Consider the following 16,805-nt stretch of genomic DNA (forward strand, 5'->3'; position numbering starts at 1 on the left):
ATGTTTACTGAAAGCCCCGTCAAACGTCGTAAATCTACGCGCATTAATGTGGGAAGCGTACCCGTCGGTGATGGCGCACCCATTGCTGTACAGTCTATGACAAATACGCCGACAACGGATGTCGATGCTACTGTGGCTCAAATCAAACGTATCGTCGCGGTGGGCGGTGAAATCGTGCGGGTCTCTGTACCTACGATGGAAGCGGCAGAAGCATTTAAAGCTATCCGTGCACAAGTCTCAGTGCCTTTGGTGGCAGATATCCATTTTGATTACCGCATTGCCCTGAAAGTGGCGGAATACGGTGTAGATTGCCTGCGTATTAATCCCGGCAACATCGGCAACATGGAACGGGTTAAATCTGTGGTGGACTGCGCCAGAGACAAAAATATTCCTATCCGTATTGGTGTGAATGGTGGTTCACTGGAGCGTGACCTGCAGGAAAAGTATGGCGAGCCTACTCCCGAAGCGCTGGTTGAGTCTGCCATGCGCCACGTTGATATTCTGGACAAGCTTAACTTCGACCAGTTTAAGGTCAGTGTGAAAGCCTCCGATGTATTCCTGGCAGTCGGTGCATACCGCTTGCTGGCTCAGCAAATTGATCAGCCGCTGCATCTGGGTATTACAGAAGCCGGCGGACAACGTGCCGGTGCCGTAAAAAGTGCAGTAGGTCTGGGTATGTTACTTGCTGAAGGTATCGGAGATACCCTGCGTGTTTCTCTGGCCGCTGACCCGGTTGAAGAAATCAAAGTCGGTTTTGATATCCTTAAGTCGCTGCGCATACGCTCAAGAGGTATCAATTTTATTGCCTGTCCGAGTTGCTCCCGTCAGGAATTTGATGTCATCGGTACGGTGAACGCACTGGAACAGCGTGTAGAAGATATTTTAACGCCCATGGATGTGTCCATTATCGGTTGTGTTGTTAACGGACCCGGCGAGGCTGAGGTGTCTGATTTAGGTCTGACCGGCGCGCGCAATATGAGCGGTTTCTATGAAGACGGTAAACGTCAGCGTGAGCGTCTGGCTAACGATGACCTGGTGGATCAGCTCGAGCGTCGTATCCGTGCAAAAGCGTCCCGTCTGGATGAAGCAAACAAGATTCCGGTCTCGGTAAAAGAATCGTAAAACCTGTAGGGCGAAGTGCGGCACAATGAGATAACAAATGCGCCGCTCCGCCGTCAGGGAAGTAACATTGTTGTTTAATACTAAAGCCCCTATAATGCGGGGCTTTTAAGTTTCAGGTAAATGAGAATTTCAGGTGGCTAAGACAATTCAGGCAATCCGTGGAATGAACGACTGCCTGCCGGAAGTGTCCGGTACGTGGCAGCGAGTGGAGTCCACCCTGCGTCAGGTGGTAGCCAGTTACGGTTATCAGGAAATCCGTACTCCTATTGTAGAGAGTACCGATTTATTTAAACGCTCTATCGGTGAAGTGACTGATATCGTTGAAAAAGAAATGTATACCTTCGAAGACAGAAACGGCGACAGCCTGACACTGCGTCCCGAAGGCACGGCGAGCACAGTTCGCGCCGGTAATGAACATGGTTTGCTATATAACCAGCAGCAACGTCTGTGGTACATGGGACCCATGTTCCGTCACGAGCGTCCGCAAAAGGGCCGTTACCGTCAGTTTCACCAGTTTGGTATAGAGACTTATGGTCTCGACGGACCGGATATCGATGTTGAAGTGATCTTGCTGAGTGCCCGCATCTGGAAAGCATTTGGCATCAGTGATCAGGTGACCCTGCAAATTAACTCGCTGGGCTCTAATGAGGCCCGTCGTCTGTACCGTGAAGCGTTGACTGAATATCTGCGGGCACGAGCTGACCAGCTCGATGAAGACTCTCTCCGCCGTCTTGAAACCAACCCTCTGCGTGTGCTGGACAGTAAAAATCCCGATGTGGAGGCGGCGATTCAGGATGCACCATCACTGCTTGATCACCTGGACGAAGAATCCAAAACACATTTTTCAAATTTATGTGAACGATTATCGCAGGCGGGCATCCAATACGAGGTTAATCCACGACTGGTACGCGGGCTCGACTACTACAACCGCACTGTTTTTGAATGGGTAACAGATAGTCTGGGCGCTCAGGGCACAGTGTGTGCCGGTGGCCGTTATGACGGTCTGGTTGAGCAGTTGGGTGGCAAAGCCACGCCTGCAGTGGGTTTTGCTATGGGTATGGAGCGGCTGGTATTGCTGTTAACTACCCTGCAGGCTACTGAACAGGATAATATTGCTGCCGATGTATATGTTACCTCAATGGGGGCTGACGCCTATGCCCTTGAAGTGGCTGAGCTGCTGCGGGACAGTTGTCCTTCCATGCGGGTAATGATGCATTGCGGTGGCGGCAACTTTAAGAAGCAGTTGAAGCGTGCTGATAAGACCGGCGCAGGTTATGCTGTGTTACTTGGCAGCGAAGAAGCTGAGAATAGAGTAGCGACAGTGAAACCGCTGCGTTCTGACGGTGAACAAAAGACGGTAGCACTGGCTGAACTTGCCGGTATGTTGTCAGAGTTAGTGGATTAAGTGCTGCCGGCGGGCAGCCGGCAGAAAGAAGTCGATTTAGAGGTTAAGTACATGGAACATTTCGCCACAGAAGAACAACAAGTCGAAGCGATTAAAAAGTTTTGGAAAGACAATGGCGCGGCCATTGTGATTGGTGCTGTACTAGGTCTGGGTGGCCTGTGGGGCTGGCGTTATTATTCTGATGCCCAGCGCACAGCAAAAGAACAGGCCTCTGCGGACTATCAGGTGGCAGTTGAATCTATTGAAGCTGATGGCAACGCCGGCAAACTGGACAGTTTTCTGGGCAAAACAGAAAGTAGTGGTTATGCCACTATCGGTGGTCTGGTTGCTGCGCAACAAGCCGTAAGCAACAACGATTATGATGCGGCTGTGAAAGCACTCACAGCAGTAAAAGACCAGGCAGCAGATGCGCACCTGGCAACCATTGCTTCACTGCGTCTTGCCCGTATTCAACTGGAACAGGGTAATGGCGATGCCGCGCTGTCTACGCTTAAAACGGTTAATGACAGTGCGTTTGATGGCAACGTGAAAGAAATCGAAGGCGATGTCTATGTGGCGCAGGAAAAATATGACGCGGCACGCATGGCTTACACTGAAGCGTTAGAAGCCGCCAGCGGTAATGTTCTGCTGGAAATGAAGCTGGACAATCTGCCAGTTCTGGCAAGCGAATAACTATAACAGAGGTATCGGATTTGTTAACGAAAACGTGTGGCCGTACAGGCCGGATTACACGGGCTGCGGGACTGGCGCTGGCGCTGTCAGTATCGCTGTCAGGATGTACAACTATTTCAGACTGGTTTGTCGATGACGAAGAGTTAGAAATCCGCAGACTCGCGCCACTGGACGCGCAGTTTATACCCACTGTGAACTGGGAAGCAGAAGTGGGTGAGGGAATCGACAGCTACTTCTCACACCTGCGCCCTGTGTATGCCAATGAGAAATTATATGTTGCCGACCGTCATGGCACGGTAGCGGCACTGGATCCTGAAAGTGGTGAAACACTATGGGAACAGAACTTTGCTATCTTCAAAGATGAGGGCATGTTCTCGTCTGTAAGCAATCTTTGGAAAAGCGGTGCATCTGCCAAAATCGGCGGGTTGTCTGTTGACGGAAGCCGTGTTTTTGTTGGTACTGAAGATGGCGTACTGATGTCACTGAATGCGGAAACCGGTGAGGTAAACTGGACGCAAACCGTTAATGGTGAAATTCTTGCTTCACCGGTTACCGGCGACAATCTGGTTATCGTTAACACGGGCTCAGGTATTCTTTATGCACTGGACGTTGAAACCGGTGAGCAGGTCTGGGAACAGGTTGGCGATGTACCGCCATTGACCCTTCGCGGCATTTCTACCCCTGCTGTCAGTAATGGTGGTGTGATTCTGGGTACGCCTACAGGTAAGATTCAGGTGAATATTCTGGATTCCGGACTGATTGCCTGGGAAACACCGATTACAGCGCCGAGCGGTGCGACTGAACTTGAACGTATCGTTGATGTGGATTCTGCGCCCTTAATGTATGGCGGCACTATTTACGCTATTTCTTACAACGGTACACTGGCAGCGGTTGAGTTACGTTCAGGGCGGGTTATCTGGAAGCGTGAATATGCCTCCTACCGTAATGTGACGATGGACGGTAATACCTTGTACGTAGTTGATAACAACTCTCACGTGTATGCACTGGACCGCCGTAACGGTGTTGAACTGTGGTCGCAGAGCGGCTTGAAAAAGCGCGTACTGACGGCCGCTGAGCCAGCCGGTGACTATCTGGTTGTGGGTGACAAGTGGGGCCTGCTGCACTGGATCAACAAAGAAGATGGAAAAATTGTCGCCCGGTACGACCTGGGCGGTGACGATGAAGATGAATCAGTATTCGCAGCCCCTGTTTATACCGGTAACGCGGTCATTGCCGTTACCCGTGAAGGTGATGTTGCTTCGTTTTCAGTCCCTTAAGTATTACGCTATCCAATCTCTTTTTCGCGCCGTTCCGGTTTAGCTGACGGCGCCTGCTAATATAGGGTATAATCGCCCGATTCATTCAGTAGCCGCGATTTCCGCGGCTACTGCATTTTTAAACCAGTTTATTTTAGGACTTCAAGCATGTTGCCTGTTGTTGCCCTCGTGGGTCGCCCGAATGTGGGTAAATCTACATTGTTTAACCGATTAACCAACACCCGTGATGCACTGGTTGCAGACTTTCCCGGTTTGACCCGGGATCGGAAGTACGGGCAGGCGACCTGGGAGCAAAAGCAATTCATTGTTGTAGATACCGGCGGTATCACCGGCGATGAAGAAGGGATTGATGCAGAAATGGCGCATCAGTCGCTGCGTGCTATTGATGAAGCTGACGTGGTTCTGTTCCTCGTTGATGCCCGTGCTGGCTTGTTACCTGCGGATATCGGCATTGCAGAACACTTACGTAAAGTGAACAAGAAGCTGTTTGTCGTTGCCAACAAGGTCGACGGCATCGACGGCGACAGTGAAAGTGCTGACTTCTATACTCTGGGTCTTGGCACCATCCACCAGATTGCTGCCGCTCACGGCCGTGGCGTTTCTCTGTTACTGGAGCAGGCTCTGACACCTCTGGCTGAAGAATTTCCGGACATGCAGGTGCAGCCAAAAGAGGTTCATGAAGAACTGGACGCTGAGCAGCAGTTAGAAAGGCTGAAGAACCTCCCGATTAAACTGGCTATTGTAGGCAAACCCAATGTGGGTAAGTCCACGCTGACTAACCGTATTCTGGGTGAAGATCGAGTGGTTGTGTTCGATATGCCGGGTACTACCCGTGACAGTGTTTACATTCCTCTTGAGCGTGACGGGCGGGAGTATATCCTTATTGATACAGCCGGTGTACGCCGTCGCAAGCGCGTTGCTGATGCAGTAGAAAAATTCTCTATTGTTAAAACACTGCAGGCTATAGAAGAAGCCAACGTTGTATTAATGGTGATTGATGCCCGTGAAGGGATTGCGGATCAGGATCTCAGCTTATTGGGTTACATTCTGAATTCCGGCCGTTCTCTGGTGGTCGCAGTGAACAAATGGGACGGTCTGAGCACAGACATTAAAGATGATATCAAGCGGGAGCTTGACCGTCGTCTCGGGTTCATTGACTTTGCCCGTTTGCATTTTATTTCGGCTCTGCACGGCTCCGGTGTGGGTAATTTGTTTGAGTCAGTGATTGAGGCTTATGACAGTGCTACTCAGCGTGTGGGGACGGCTATGCTTACCCAAATCATGGAAATGGCTCAGGCAGAGCACCAGCCTCCAATGGTTCGTGGTCGTCGTGTGAAAATGAAATACGCCCACGCCGGTGGTTATAACCCGCCGGTTATCGTGATCCATGGCAACCAGGTCGACGATCTGCCGGGGTCTTATAAACGTTATCTGATGAACTATTACCGTAAGTCACTGAAAGTGATGGGAACGCCTATTAAAATAGAGTTCCGTGAAGGGGCGAACCCGTTCGAAGGTAAGAAGAATCAGCTTACGCTGGCGCAGCAACGCAAACGTAAGCGTATGATGGCATTCCACAAAAGCAAAAAGTAAGCCCCGTTCTTATTGCGCTGATGACATACCTCTGATGGTTTTCATCAGCGCGGATTCACCCGGTACTTCAATTACCGGCAGCGCCGCTGACACTAGGTTATCAGCTATTCTGGGTGGAAATGTGGTGGATAATGTCACCAGCTTGTCTTTCATTTCAAAAACATAAGTCGTCGCGAATAATGGCTCACCGAGTTCATTTTCTGCGTGCACGGCCATACGGTAACCATTAAGGCGTTGTGAATCCGAATTTACCGTGAAAGCTGATACCGGGCTGTCAGTGATCAGCGTAAGTCCCTGTGCGGCCGACATCTCTGTCGCTTCTTTCAGATTTTCTTCCAGTGCTGCCTGCAGCCTTTGGGATTCAGGCATGGATAAGTCCATCAGCACCGGTCCGACAGTAATATCTATCAGTGCGTCATCAAATTCAGGGTGGCTGTAACGGCTGATAATGCCTTTAAAAGGATCGGGATAATACTGGGTATCCTGAAGGGTAAATTCGCCGATGGATTGAGGCAGGACCAGCTCTGCATTGTAGTCGCTGGCACCCAGCGCGGTGAAAAGGTATTCAGCAGAGAAAACAGATTTTCGTAACGACGCCAGCCACCAGGTATCCAGTATTTCTGATGCAAGTTCAGTAACAGGCTTTTCTGTTTTCGAGTAAGTCTCAAATCGTTGAGAGTCTATTTCCACGCCACGCCATTGTACGGTGAATTCTGTAAAATAATGCGGCATGGTGTTTGCCGGCCACAAGCCTGCTGTAGCAGAGTGAAGTGAGACGCCGTCATTATCGTTATCAGCAACCTGTGCTGACAACGATGCTATCAGGATCTCATAGTCAGCGGCATCTGACTCTGTCAGTACATCATCAAACCAGTTCTTTTCTTTGAGAATAGCGGCAAATTCATTCCCTGCAATAGCATCTTCCATACAACGGTCAGTGGCATTGACCTGTTGACAGCGTGCACTCATGGTATCGCCCGGCCAGGTGGAAAACAGTGCTACAGGAGCCGCAACATGATATTTGGGTAAAAACGAAGGCGCGGGCGCGGGTTTTTCTGGCACTTGCTGACAACCGGTTATCAAAACCAGTGGCAACAGACTGCAAACCTTATTCACAAAGATTCCTGATATCGGGAAGGATTAGGGGAGGGCTAGTGTGACCTAACCCCGGCCCGTGCTCAAGTGTCTTTTCACAGACTTTTCTTCACAGTGGTCACCTTACTGATAATTTCGCCACTGGCAAGGCGGGTGGTGATTTCATCCCCCTCACTGACTTCCGTTGATGACAGTACTGGCTTATCGTCAGCAAAAGTGATGCTGTAGCCACGTGTGAGTGTTTGCAGCGGGCTCACTGAATTCAGTAATTGTCCCTGACCCTGCAATTGCCTGTTTTTACTTTCAAGCAGGCGCTGCACCGATTTTTTCAGCGCGCTGTCGAGCTGACTGCAACGGTCTTGCAGGCGGACCACCCGGTTTGCGGGGTTTTGTCTGTCTAGCCTGCGCAGTAAGTTATTCAGCCTGGTGGAATTACCTGCGATCCGTGACTCCATAGCATGGCTCAGGGCCAGTGCTGCGCGATCCAGAGACTGTGACTGACTTTGCAAGCGTCGCTCCGGATGCACCGCTTTCAGGCGCTGCTGTAATACGGCGAGCTGGTGTTGCTGTTGTCTGAACTGTTGCTGCCATACACGGTTAAGCGCTGTCGCTTTTTGCTGAACAAACGCCAGGCGTTCGCTTTGATCGCGGCTTAACAGTTCGGCACCCGCAGACGGGGTAGGGGCACGCACGTCTGCCACAAAGTCGGCAATGGTCACATCGACTTCATGACCCACCGCACTCACCAGCGGCACCGGCGATGCAGAAATACAATGGGCAAGCGCCTCATCATTAAAGCACCATAAGTCTTCCAGCGAGCCGCCACCACGGGTGAGCAGTATGACATCGACCTCATCGCGATGGTACGCGGTTTCCAGCGCACGGATAATTTGCGCAGGGGCCTGTTCGCCCTGCACCAGCGTTGGATATACGATGACTTCTGTTTCCGGGCTTCGTCGTTTCAATACCGTAAGTACATCGTGCAAAGCAGCACCGGCGGAGGAGGTGACCACACCGATTTTATTAATTACCTGAGGGACAGGGCGCTTGGCATCGGCATCGAACAGGCCGTCGCGCTGTAATTTCAGCTTCAGGGCCTCAAAGGCTTGTTTCAGCGCGCCGTCACCGTCAGCTTCAAGATGTTCAATAACCAGTTGATAGTCGCCCCGTGGCTCATACAAGCCCACAGAAGCGCGCACTAACACTTTGTCCCCTTCCTTCGGGCGCTGTTTTACATAGCGGTTCGACCCCTTGAACATGGCCGCCCGTACCTGGGCTTTGTTGTCTTTCAGGGTGAAATACCAGTGTCCCGAGGAGGCCGCGACGAAATTAGAGATTTCTGCAGACAACCAGACAAGGCCGATTTCGCCTTCCAGTACGGTCCTTGCCAGCCTGTTCAGCTTGGTCACAGTGAGAATTTGACGGGATGTAGAAGGGGAATTAAACAGCATAAATAAAAAATCATCAGGTTTAGGACAATTAGAGTTTACCTGATTTAGAAAAAACACTACAATTGCGCCGCAATTAACTCTCCACTTATTCAGGTGTTATTGCATGCTCAGAATCATTCAAGAAGCTCTTACTTTTGATGATGTACTGCTGGTACCGGGGCACTCTACTGTCCTTCCTCATACAGCAAACCTCCATACTAAACTGACTCGCGGCGTGTCGCTGAATATCCCTATGGTATCTGCATCTATGGATACTGTTACGGAAGCGCGTCTTGCGATTGCCCTTGCCCAGGAAGGCGGCATCGGCTTTATTCACAAAAACATGGAGCCGGCAGAGCAGGCAAATCACGTACGTGAAGTGAAAAAATACGAAAGCGGTGTGGTTTCAGACCCTGTAACCGTAGAACAGACCACGGCTATCGGCGAAGTACTCGCGATGAGCAAGAAACTGGGTTATTCCGGTTTCCCTGTGACTGATAAAGATAACAACCTCATCGGTATCGTGACTGGCCGTGACATGCGCTTCCAGAACCGTCTTGATTTACCGGTTAGCCAGGTGATGACGCCGAAAGACAAGCTGGTAACAGTAAAAGAAGGTGCAGACTCTAAAGAAGTACTGGATCTGATGCACGCGAACCGTATCGAAAAAATTCTGGTCGTTGACGATGCCTTCAAACTGACCGGTCTTATTACTGTTAAAGATTTCCAGAAAGCGGAAAGCAAGCCAAACGCCTGTAAAGACTCACTGGGTCGTCTGCGCGTTGGAGCGGCTGTTGGCGTAGGTGCCGGTACTGACGAGCGTATTGCCGGATTGGTTGAGGCAGGCGTTGACGTACTGCTTATCGATACCTCACACGGTCACTCACAGGGCGTAATCGATCAGGTTGCCCGTATTCGTGGTGCGTATCCTGACTTGCAAATCATTGCCGGTAACGTGGCAACAGCGGCAGGTGCCAAAGCACTGGCAGATGCGGGTGTTGATGGCGTGAAAGTGGGCATTGGCCCGGGTTCTATCTGTACTACGCGGATCGTAACCGGTTGTGGTGTACCACAAATTACTGCCATTTCTGATGCTGTTGAAGCGCTGAAAGATACCGGCATTCCGGTAATCGCTGATGGCGGTATCCGTTTCTCCGGTGACATCGCTAAAGCACTGGCAGCAGGTGCAAGCTGCGTAATGGTGGGTAGCATGCTGGCCGGTACTGAAGAAGCGCCGGGTGAAGTCGAACTGTATCAGGGCCGTTACTACAAGTCTTACCGTGGAATGGGCTCGCTGGGTGCGATGAATCAGCGTCACGGCTCCTCTGACCGTTACTTCCAGGCATCAGATAATGCTGAGAAGCTGGTACCGGAAGGTATCGAAGGCCGCGTAGCCTATAAAGGCCCAATTGCGACCATCATCCATCAGCAAATGGGCGGCCTGCGCTCAGCCATGGGTTTAACCGGCTGTGAAGATATTCCTACGCTGAACACCAAAGCACAGTTTGTGCGCGTAACGTCAGCGGGCATGGGCGAGTCTCACGTACACGATGTGAGCATCACCAAAGAAGCGCCAAACTACCGTTTGGGCTAATCGCCGCTAAACTAGTATTTTGTCAGGCTGGTATTTCTACCAGCCTTTCTGTTTTATTTAACGGGTAAAAACATGACCACCAATATTCATAGCCAGCGCATACTTATTCTGGACTTCGGTTCCCAGTACACGCAACTGATTGCACGTCGCGTACGTGAAATCGGTGTTTACTGTGAGCTGTGGGCCTGGGACGTGACCGAAGAGCAGATCCGCGGATTCAACCCTGACGGTATTATCCTGTCGGGCGGCCCCGAGTCTGTCACTGAACTGAATTCCCCCCGTGCCCCTGAGTACGTATTTGAAGCTGGCGTGCCGGTGCTGGGTGTCTGTTACGGCATGCAGACCATGGCAGAACAGCTGGGCGGTAGCGTACAGGGTTCTAATAAACGTGAATTCGGTTATGCGCAGGTTGAAGTATTAAAAGCCACCGATCTGCTGGCGCAGATTGAAGACCACATCGGCGAAAACGGCAACGCACTGCTGGACGTATGGATGAGTCATGGCGATAAAGTGGCGACGATTCCGGAAGGTTTCGAAACCATAGCACAAACACCATCGTGTCCGCATGCTGCTATGTACAACGAAGAAAAACGTTTCTACGGCGTACAATTCCACCCGGAAGTGACCCATACCCGTCAGGGCCAACGCTTACTGACGCACTTTGTCATGGACATCTGTGGCTGTGAGAAGCTTTGGACACCAGGCGCGATTATCGAAGACGCCATTGCCCGTATTAAAGAAAAAGTGGGCGATGACGAAGTGATCCTCGGCCTGTCAGGCGGTGTGGATTCTTCGGTTGTTGCCATGCTTATCCACCGCGCAATCGGTGACAAACTGACCTGTGTATTCGTTGACAATGGTCTGCTGCGCCTTAACGAAGGCCAGCAAGTAATGGATATGTTCGGCGACCACTTCGGTCTTAATATCATTAAAGTGGATGCTGAAGATCGCTTCCTGGCCCGACTCGAAGGCGAAGCGGATCCAGAGAAAAAACGTAAGATTATCGGTAACGAGTTCGTTGCGGTATTTGACGAGGAAGCCTCTAAGCTGACTAACGCGAAATGGCTGGCGCAGGGCACCATTTACCCTGACGTTATTGAGTCTGCCGGTTCTGCTACCGGTAAAGCACACGTTATCAAATCTCACCACAACGTGGGCGGCCTGCCTGAAGACATGAAGATGGGGCTGGTCGAGCCATTACGCGAGCTGTTTAAAGACGAAGTGCGCAAGATTGGTCTTGAACTGGGTCTGCCTTACGACATGCTTTATCGCCACCCGTTTCCTGGCCCTGGTCTGGGCGTGCGTGTATTGGGTGAAATCAAGAAAGAATACTGTGACCTGCTGCGTCGTGCCGATGCGATTTTCATCGAAGAACTGCACAACGCCGACCTTTACCACAAAGTCAGCCAGGCATTCACCGTGTTCCTGCCGGTGCGTTCTGTCGGCGTAATGGGTGATGCCCGCAAATACGACTGGGTAGTTTCCCTGCGTGCCGTTGAAACTATTGATTTCATGACCGCACACTGGGCGCACCTGCCATACGATTTCTTAGGTAAGGTGTCTAACCGTATCATCAACGAAATCGACGGCATTTCCCGCGTGGTTTACGATATCTCAGGTAAGCCGCCTGCTACGATTGAGTGGGAATAATTCCTTCCTGCATGATAAGCATAGAAAAGCCCGCATTTGCGGGCTTTCTTATTTTCGGCTGTCCGGGAATCTACACTTCCAAACTCGCCATATCAATCACGTAACGGTGGGCTACGTCACCTTTTGCCAGGCTTGCGAATGCATCATTCACTTCATCAGCTTTAATCATCACACATTCAGGGTGAATGTTGTGCTCAGCACAGAAATCCAGTACTTCCTGAGTTTCCCTGATACCGCCAATCAGAGAGCCTGCTACGCGGCGGCGGCCCATTACTAACGGCATGGTCATAAAATCTTCCATGGGGCCAACCTGACCAACAATAGCCAGCGTACCGTCAATGTCGAGAAGTGGCATGTAAACATCTACATCATGTTTAACCGGCACCGTGTCGATGATTAAATCAAATGATGAACCAGCTTCCTGCATTGCGCTCTTGTCAGTAGAAGCCAGAATTCCACTCGCGCCCAGCGCTTTTGCCTGCTCTTCCTTAGAATTTGAACGGCTGAGAACGGTCACTTCTGCGCCCATGGCGACGGCCAGTTTAACCGCCATATGACCCAGACCACCCAGGCCAATTACGCCTACGCGGCTGCCTTCTTTAACGCCCCAGGTACGCAGAGGAGAAAAAGTGGTGATACCAGCACAGAGAATAGGTGCAGTACGGGCCAGATCTAATGATTCCGGTACATTCAGAACGAATTCTTGGCGCACGACAATGTGCTTTGAGTAACCGCCCTGAGTAATTTCACCGCTGATGCGGTCCGGTGCACCGTAAGTGGGCGTCATACCATTGCGACAAAATTGCTCTTCACCGTGGTCACACTGGTCGCAGGACTGACAGCTGTCGACCATACAGCCTACAGCTACGTGCTGGCCCACTTTGTAGTTTTTAACGTCTGCGCCAACTTCTATGACTTTACCGACGATTTCGTGTCCCGGTACTAACGGATAAGGCTGGTCGCCCCAGTCGCCGTTTACGGTGTGAAGATCAGAGTGGCAAACGCCGCTATAAAGAATTTCGATGGCCACGTCATTGTCGCGCAGATTCCGTCTTTCGAAATGATAAGGAACCATGTGGGCGTCTGACGAGTGAGCCGCATATCCAATTGTTTTCATAACTATAGCCTCATTTGTCGTTACATGCTCAGGCATATCCTGATAACGGAAATTTTAAATAAAAACACCCGGGCTGTGCATGCCTGATGCTCTCTAATGATTGCCTGATTGTGCAGATTGCCGGAGGTTTTACGGGAAGACCTGCTGACAGGTTCATTCATAAGCGGGGAAATAAAAATGCCCCCTTAGCGGGGGCATGGTTTAAAGAGGTATAAAGAGGGCAGGGATTAACTACCTTTCAGATCAAAGCGATCGTTGCGCATTACTTTTACCCAGGCATCTACGAAGTCGGTAACAAACTTCTCTTTCGCATCTTCAGAGCCGTACACTTCGGCAATGGCCCGTAACTCTGTGTTAGAACCGAAAATCAGATCAACCGGTGTGGCAGTCCACTTCTGTTCGCCTGAAGTACGGTCTGTACCTACATAAATGGCTGCATCATCTTCTGACTTTTTCCATTCTGTAGACATATCCAGCAGATTAACGAAGAAATCGTTTGTCAGCTGACCAGGGTTGCCTGTCAGTACACCATGGGCTGAACCATCAGCGTTTGCGTTCATGGCACGCATTCCGCCCAGCAGGACTGTCATCTCAGGCACACTCAGTGACAGCATGTCTGCCTTGTCGACCATCATCACAGCCGGTGAGCGGTAGTTACTTTCAGCCCAGTAGTTACGGAAAGCATCAGCAGTCGGTTCCAGTACCGCGAACGACTCAACATCTGTCATTTCCTGTGTGGCATCCATACGACCCGGAATGAACGGAACGGTCACGTCAACACCGGCGTCTTTCGCTGCCTGTTCAACACCTGCAGCACCTGCCAGTACAATCATGTCGGCCAGAGATATTTTGACCTTTTTCGATTTCTTATTGAAACCGGCCTGAATCTCTTTCAGCTTGCCCAGCACTTTTTGTACTTCTGCCGGATTATTAATTGCCCAGTCCTTTTGCGGAGCAAGAGCAATACGGGCACCGTTTACACCACCGCGCATATCCGTATCACGGTAGCTGGCTGCAGCGGACCAGGCGACACGCACTAATTCCTGTACAGACAGACCTGACTTCAGAATGTCCTTCTTCAATTGTTTAGCTTGTTTGTCTGAAACAAGCTTGTGGTCAACTTCAGGAATTGGATCCTGCCAGATAAGGTCGTCAGCCGGGATTTCAGCACCCAGATAACGGGCTTTCGGTCCCAGATCACGGTGGTTCAGTTTGAACCAGGCTTTACCGAAGGCCAGTTCAAAGTCTTCCGGATTCTGCTGGAAGCGTTTGGCAATCTTACGGAATTCAGGATCTTCTTTCAGCGCGAGGTCAGTGGTAAACATGATAGGAGCGTGGCGCTTACCCTGAACGTGGGCGTCAGGAACCATGTTCGCCGCGGATTCTGCAGTAGGGATCCACTGAATAGCGCCGGCAGGGCTCTTCGTTTGTTTCCATTCGAAACCAAACAGGTTATCCAGATAATTTGTTGTCCACTGTGTCGGTGTCACCGTCCAGGCACCTTCCAGTCCGCTGGTCATCGTGTCTTCTGCATTACCTTTGCCACAGCTGTTTTTCCAGCCAAAGCCCTGATCTTCCAGATCACCGGCAGCAGGTTCTTTACCCAGACAGTCTGCTTTTTTGGCCCCGTGAGCTTTACCAAAAGTGTGACCACCCGCGATAAGCGCTACGATTTCTTCATCATTCATCGCCATGCGGCCGAAAGACATCCGGATGTCGTGAGCAGCTGCAATCGGATCAGGCTTGCCGTGAGGTCCAACCGGATTGACGTAAATCAGACCCATTTCTACCGCAGCCAGAGGACCTTTCAGGTTACCTTTCTCGTCGCGGCGCTGGTCGGTAAGCATTTCTTCTTCCGGGCCCCAGTAAACATGATCCGGTTCCCAGTCGTCCACACGGCCGCCGGCGAAACCATAGGTTTTAAAGCCCATGTCTTCCAGTGCCACGTTACCGGTGAGGGCCATTAAATCACCCCAGGAAATATTACGGCCATATTTCTGTTTGATTGGCCACAGTAAACGACGTGCTTTATCCAGGTTAGCGTTATCAGGCCAGCTGTTCAGCGGGTCGAAACGTTGCTGACCACCACCGGCACCGCCGCGTCCGTCAACAGTCCGGTAAGTACCGGCTGCGTGCCACGCCATACGGATAAAGAACGGACCGTAATGACCATAGTCTGCAGGCCACCAGGGTTGTGAAGATGTAAGCACTTCGCGGATATCGGCTTTAACGGCATTTAAATCCAGTGATTCAAACGCTTTTGCGTAATTAAAGTTTTCGCCGTAAGGGTTCGATGCAACACCGTGGGCACGTAACTGGGACAGGTCCAGTTGTTCCGGCCACCAAAATTTGTTGCCTTTCGGGGCTTCGCCCACTACTTTCGCATTTTGATCCATAGTGGCAGAGTACGCATTTGGCGATAATGCCATGGCGATAGCTGCAACAACGGGTAAGAGTTTCATTTTCATGTGTTTATCCTTATTGAATAGTTTCTGGTCACACTTCAGGCCATAAGAATATGATTCAGATTTGTGATAAGAGAAAATTGGATAAACCGATTACTTCAATCTGTTTTTATCATTTGTGAATTAACAATTTATTAACTTTAATTAAGAGTCATGTTATCCCGTTATTGAGCAACTGCGACGATTTTCCTCTGGCGTCTGCGTGTCAGGAAGCGTTATCGTGTAGCACATTCATGTAGAGCAGTTTGCTGAACAAAGGGATAGAACATGCGCGCATATGGTTATAAGCAGGCGTCTGAAACGCTGACTGAAAACGCAATTCAGGCAATCAATATGGCAACTCCTGTGCCGGCAGGAAGAGATCTGCTGGTGAGAGTGCTTGCCGTTTCAGTGAATCCGGTAGATACCAAAATTCGTCGTAGTGTGTCTCCTCCGGCTGATGAGGTAAAAATCCTCGGATGGGACGCGGTGGGTATCGTTGAATCCACAGGCAGCGATGCGTCGTTGTTCAAAAAAGGCGATAAGGTATTTTATGCCGGTGATATTTCCCGTAGCGGTACCAATGCGGAATATCAGCTGGTGGATGAGCGTATTGTTGCGCTGGCACCCGAAGGGCTGTCGGATGTTGAATCTGCGGCCATGCCACTGACTTCCCTGACGGCGTGGGAGCTGTTATTCGATCGTCTTGAAGTTGCCCCGGGCGAAGAAAGTAAAGATAAAGTGCTGCTTGTCACCGGTGCTGCCGGTGGTGTGGGTTCCATTCTGATTCAGCTTGCCCGTAAAATTACGGGGCTGACTGTTGTGGCAACGGCATCCAGACCGGAAACGAAGGGATGGGTGAGTAAAATGGGCGCACATCATGTACTCGACCATTCACAACCTCTGGCTCCGCAGTATGAAGCATTGTCATTAGAGGGTGTTGACTATGTCGCCAGCCTCACGCATACGCAGTCACATATTGCCGCGCTGGCCGATTTAATGAAGCCGCAAAGCAAGTTCGGTCTGATTGACGATCCGGGCCCGCTGGATATCGGTCTGTTAAAGCGCAAGAGTATTTCGCTTCACTGGGAGTTCATGTACACCCGCTCTCTGTTCAATACCAGTGACATGCTTAAACAACATGAAATCCTCAGCGATGTGAGCAAAATGCTTACTGCGGGGGAGCTTCAAACCACACTCGGCCAGCATTTGGGCCCGGTCAATGCCGCTAATCTGTTCAGAGCCCATCAAATCCTTGAAAGTGGTTCAGCCATCGGCAAACTGGTACTGGCACCGTTCGAAACCGAATAACCCTGAGATTCAGTCACTTCTGGCGGCGAATTGTTCCGGTTCGCCGCTACCTTCCGTATAAATGCACATACTGACTTTCCCTTTTTCATACTCCC

12 protein-coding genes are annotated in these 16,805 nt (G+C 50.8%); 8 read left to right on the forward strand and 4 right to left on the reverse strand.

All coding sequences use genetic code 11. The features are described 5' to 3' along the window. From ispG to der, 5 genes are all read left to right on the forward strand, one after another. Complete coding sequence (ispG, locus tag ACXAGR_RS02595) at positions 1–1,122, forward strand: flavodoxin-dependent (E)-4-hydroxy-3-methylbut-2-enyl-diphosphate synthase (protein ID WP_119502009.1); 1,122 nt, start codon at positions 1–3, stop codon at positions 1,120–1,122. A 133-nt stretch (positions 1,123–1,255) separates the two neighbouring features. Next, positions 1,256–2,527 (forward strand): histidine--tRNA ligase, encoded by a 1,272-nt coding sequence (gene hisS / locus ACXAGR_RS02600; protein WP_474847969.1) that lies wholly within the window; start codon positions 1,256–1,258, stop codon positions 2,525–2,527. A 51-nt stretch (positions 2,528–2,578) separates the two neighbouring features. Next, entirely contained in the window at positions 2,579–3,199 is a 621-nt protein-coding gene (locus ACXAGR_RS02605; RefSeq protein WP_474847971.1) for a YfgM family protein, read from the forward strand. A 20-nt stretch (positions 3,200–3,219) separates the two neighbouring features. Continuing rightward, positions 3,220–4,476, forward strand: a complete 1,257-nt coding sequence (bamB, locus tag ACXAGR_RS02610; RefSeq protein ID WP_474847973.1) for an outer membrane protein assembly factor BamB — start codon at positions 3,220–3,222, stop codon at positions 4,474–4,476. 147 nt (positions 4,477–4,623) lie between these two features. After that, entirely contained in the window at positions 4,624–6,069 is a 1,446-nt protein-coding gene (gene der, locus ACXAGR_RS02615; RefSeq protein ID WP_119502006.1) for a ribosome biogenesis GTPase Der, read from the forward strand. A gap of 9 nt (positions 6,070–6,078) precedes the next feature. Here the strand turns inward: der and ACXAGR_RS02620 are convergent, their stop codons facing one another. Together ACXAGR_RS02620 and xseA are read right to left on the reverse strand one after the other, a co-directional pair. Then, on the reverse strand, positions 6,079–7,185 hold the full coding sequence (locus tag ACXAGR_RS02620; protein WP_474847977.1) for a hypothetical protein: 1,107 nt from the start codon (positions 7,183–7,185) through the stop codon (positions 6,079–6,081). Positions 7,186–7,259: 74 nt separating this feature from the next. Further along, on the reverse strand, positions 7,260–8,615 hold the full coding sequence (xseA, locus tag ACXAGR_RS02625; RefSeq protein ID WP_474847979.1) for an exodeoxyribonuclease VII large subunit: 1,356 nt from the start codon (positions 8,613–8,615) through the stop codon (positions 7,260–7,262). Positions 8,616–8,718: 103 nt separating this feature from the next. On the opposite strand from xseA, the gene guaB reads away from it, so the two are divergent. Both guaB and guaA read left to right on the forward strand, forming a co-directional pair. Continuing rightward, on the forward strand, positions 8,719–10,188 hold the full coding sequence (guaB, locus tag ACXAGR_RS02630) for an IMP dehydrogenase (protein ID WP_474847981.1): 1,470 nt from the start codon (positions 8,719–8,721) through the stop codon (positions 10,186–10,188). 72 nt (positions 10,189–10,260) lie between these two features. Beyond that, complete coding sequence (gene guaA / locus ACXAGR_RS02635) at positions 10,261–11,838, forward strand: glutamine-hydrolyzing GMP synthase (protein ID WP_119502003.1); 1,578 nt, start codon at positions 10,261–10,263, stop codon at positions 11,836–11,838. Positions 11,839–11,908: 70 nt separating this feature from the next. Here the strand turns inward: guaA and ACXAGR_RS02640 are convergent, their stop codons facing one another. Together ACXAGR_RS02640 and katG are read right to left on the reverse strand one after the other, a co-directional pair. After that, complete coding sequence (locus ACXAGR_RS02640; protein WP_474847983.1) at positions 11,909–12,955, reverse strand: NAD(P)-dependent alcohol dehydrogenase; 1,047 nt, start codon at positions 12,953–12,955, stop codon at positions 11,909–11,911. 227 nt (positions 12,956–13,182) lie between these two features. After that, on the reverse strand, positions 13,183–15,423 hold the full coding sequence (gene katG / locus ACXAGR_RS02645; RefSeq protein WP_474847985.1) for a catalase/peroxidase HPI: 2,241 nt from the start codon (positions 15,421–15,423) through the stop codon (positions 13,183–13,185). Between the two features lie 264 nt (positions 15,424–15,687). Between katG and ACXAGR_RS02650 the strand changes: the two genes are divergently transcribed. Next, positions 15,688–16,710 (forward strand): zinc-binding alcohol dehydrogenase family protein, encoded by a 1,023-nt coding sequence (locus ACXAGR_RS02650; protein ID WP_474847987.1) that lies wholly within the window; start codon positions 15,688–15,690, stop codon positions 16,708–16,710. The last annotated feature ends 95 nt before the right edge of the window (positions 16,711–16,805 follow it).

The sequence above is a fragment of the Alteromonas sp. ABH4_457 genome (assembly GCF_056160625.1).

What these genes read in the sequence shown, in the direction of transcription:
- ispG (WP_119502009.1), top strand. Translation starts at nt 1, where the DNA reads ATGTTTACTGAAAGCCCCGTCAAACGTCGTAAATCTACGCGCATTAAT.
- ACXAGR_RS02605 (WP_474847971.1), top strand. Translation starts at nt 2,579, where the DNA reads ATGGAACATTTCGCCACAGAAGAACAACAAGTCGAAGCGATTAAAAAG.
- der (WP_119502006.1), top strand. Translation starts at nt 4,624, where the DNA reads ATGTTGCCTGTTGTTGCCCTCGTGGGTCGCCCGAATGTGGGTAAATCT.
- xseA (WP_474847979.1), bottom strand. Translation starts at nt 8,615, where the DNA reads ATGCTGTTTAATTCCCCTTCTACATCCCGTCAAATTCTCACTGTGACC.
- guaB (WP_474847981.1), top strand. Translation starts at nt 8,719, where the DNA reads ATGCTCAGAATCATTCAAGAAGCTCTTACTTTTGATGATGTACTGCTG.
- guaA (WP_119502003.1), top strand. Translation starts at nt 10,261, where the DNA reads ATGACCACCAATATTCATAGCCAGCGCATACTTATTCTGGACTTCGGT.
- ACXAGR_RS02640 (WP_474847983.1), bottom strand. Translation starts at nt 12,955, where the DNA reads ATGAAAACAATTGGATATGCGGCTCACTCGTCAGACGCCCACATGGTT.
- katG (WP_474847985.1), bottom strand. Translation starts at nt 15,423, where the DNA reads ATGAAAATGAAACTCTTACCCGTTGTTGCAGCTATCGCCATGGCATTA.
- ACXAGR_RS02650 (WP_474847987.1), top strand. Translation starts at nt 15,688, where the DNA reads ATGCGCGCATATGGTTATAAGCAGGCGTCTGAAACGCTGACTGAAAAC.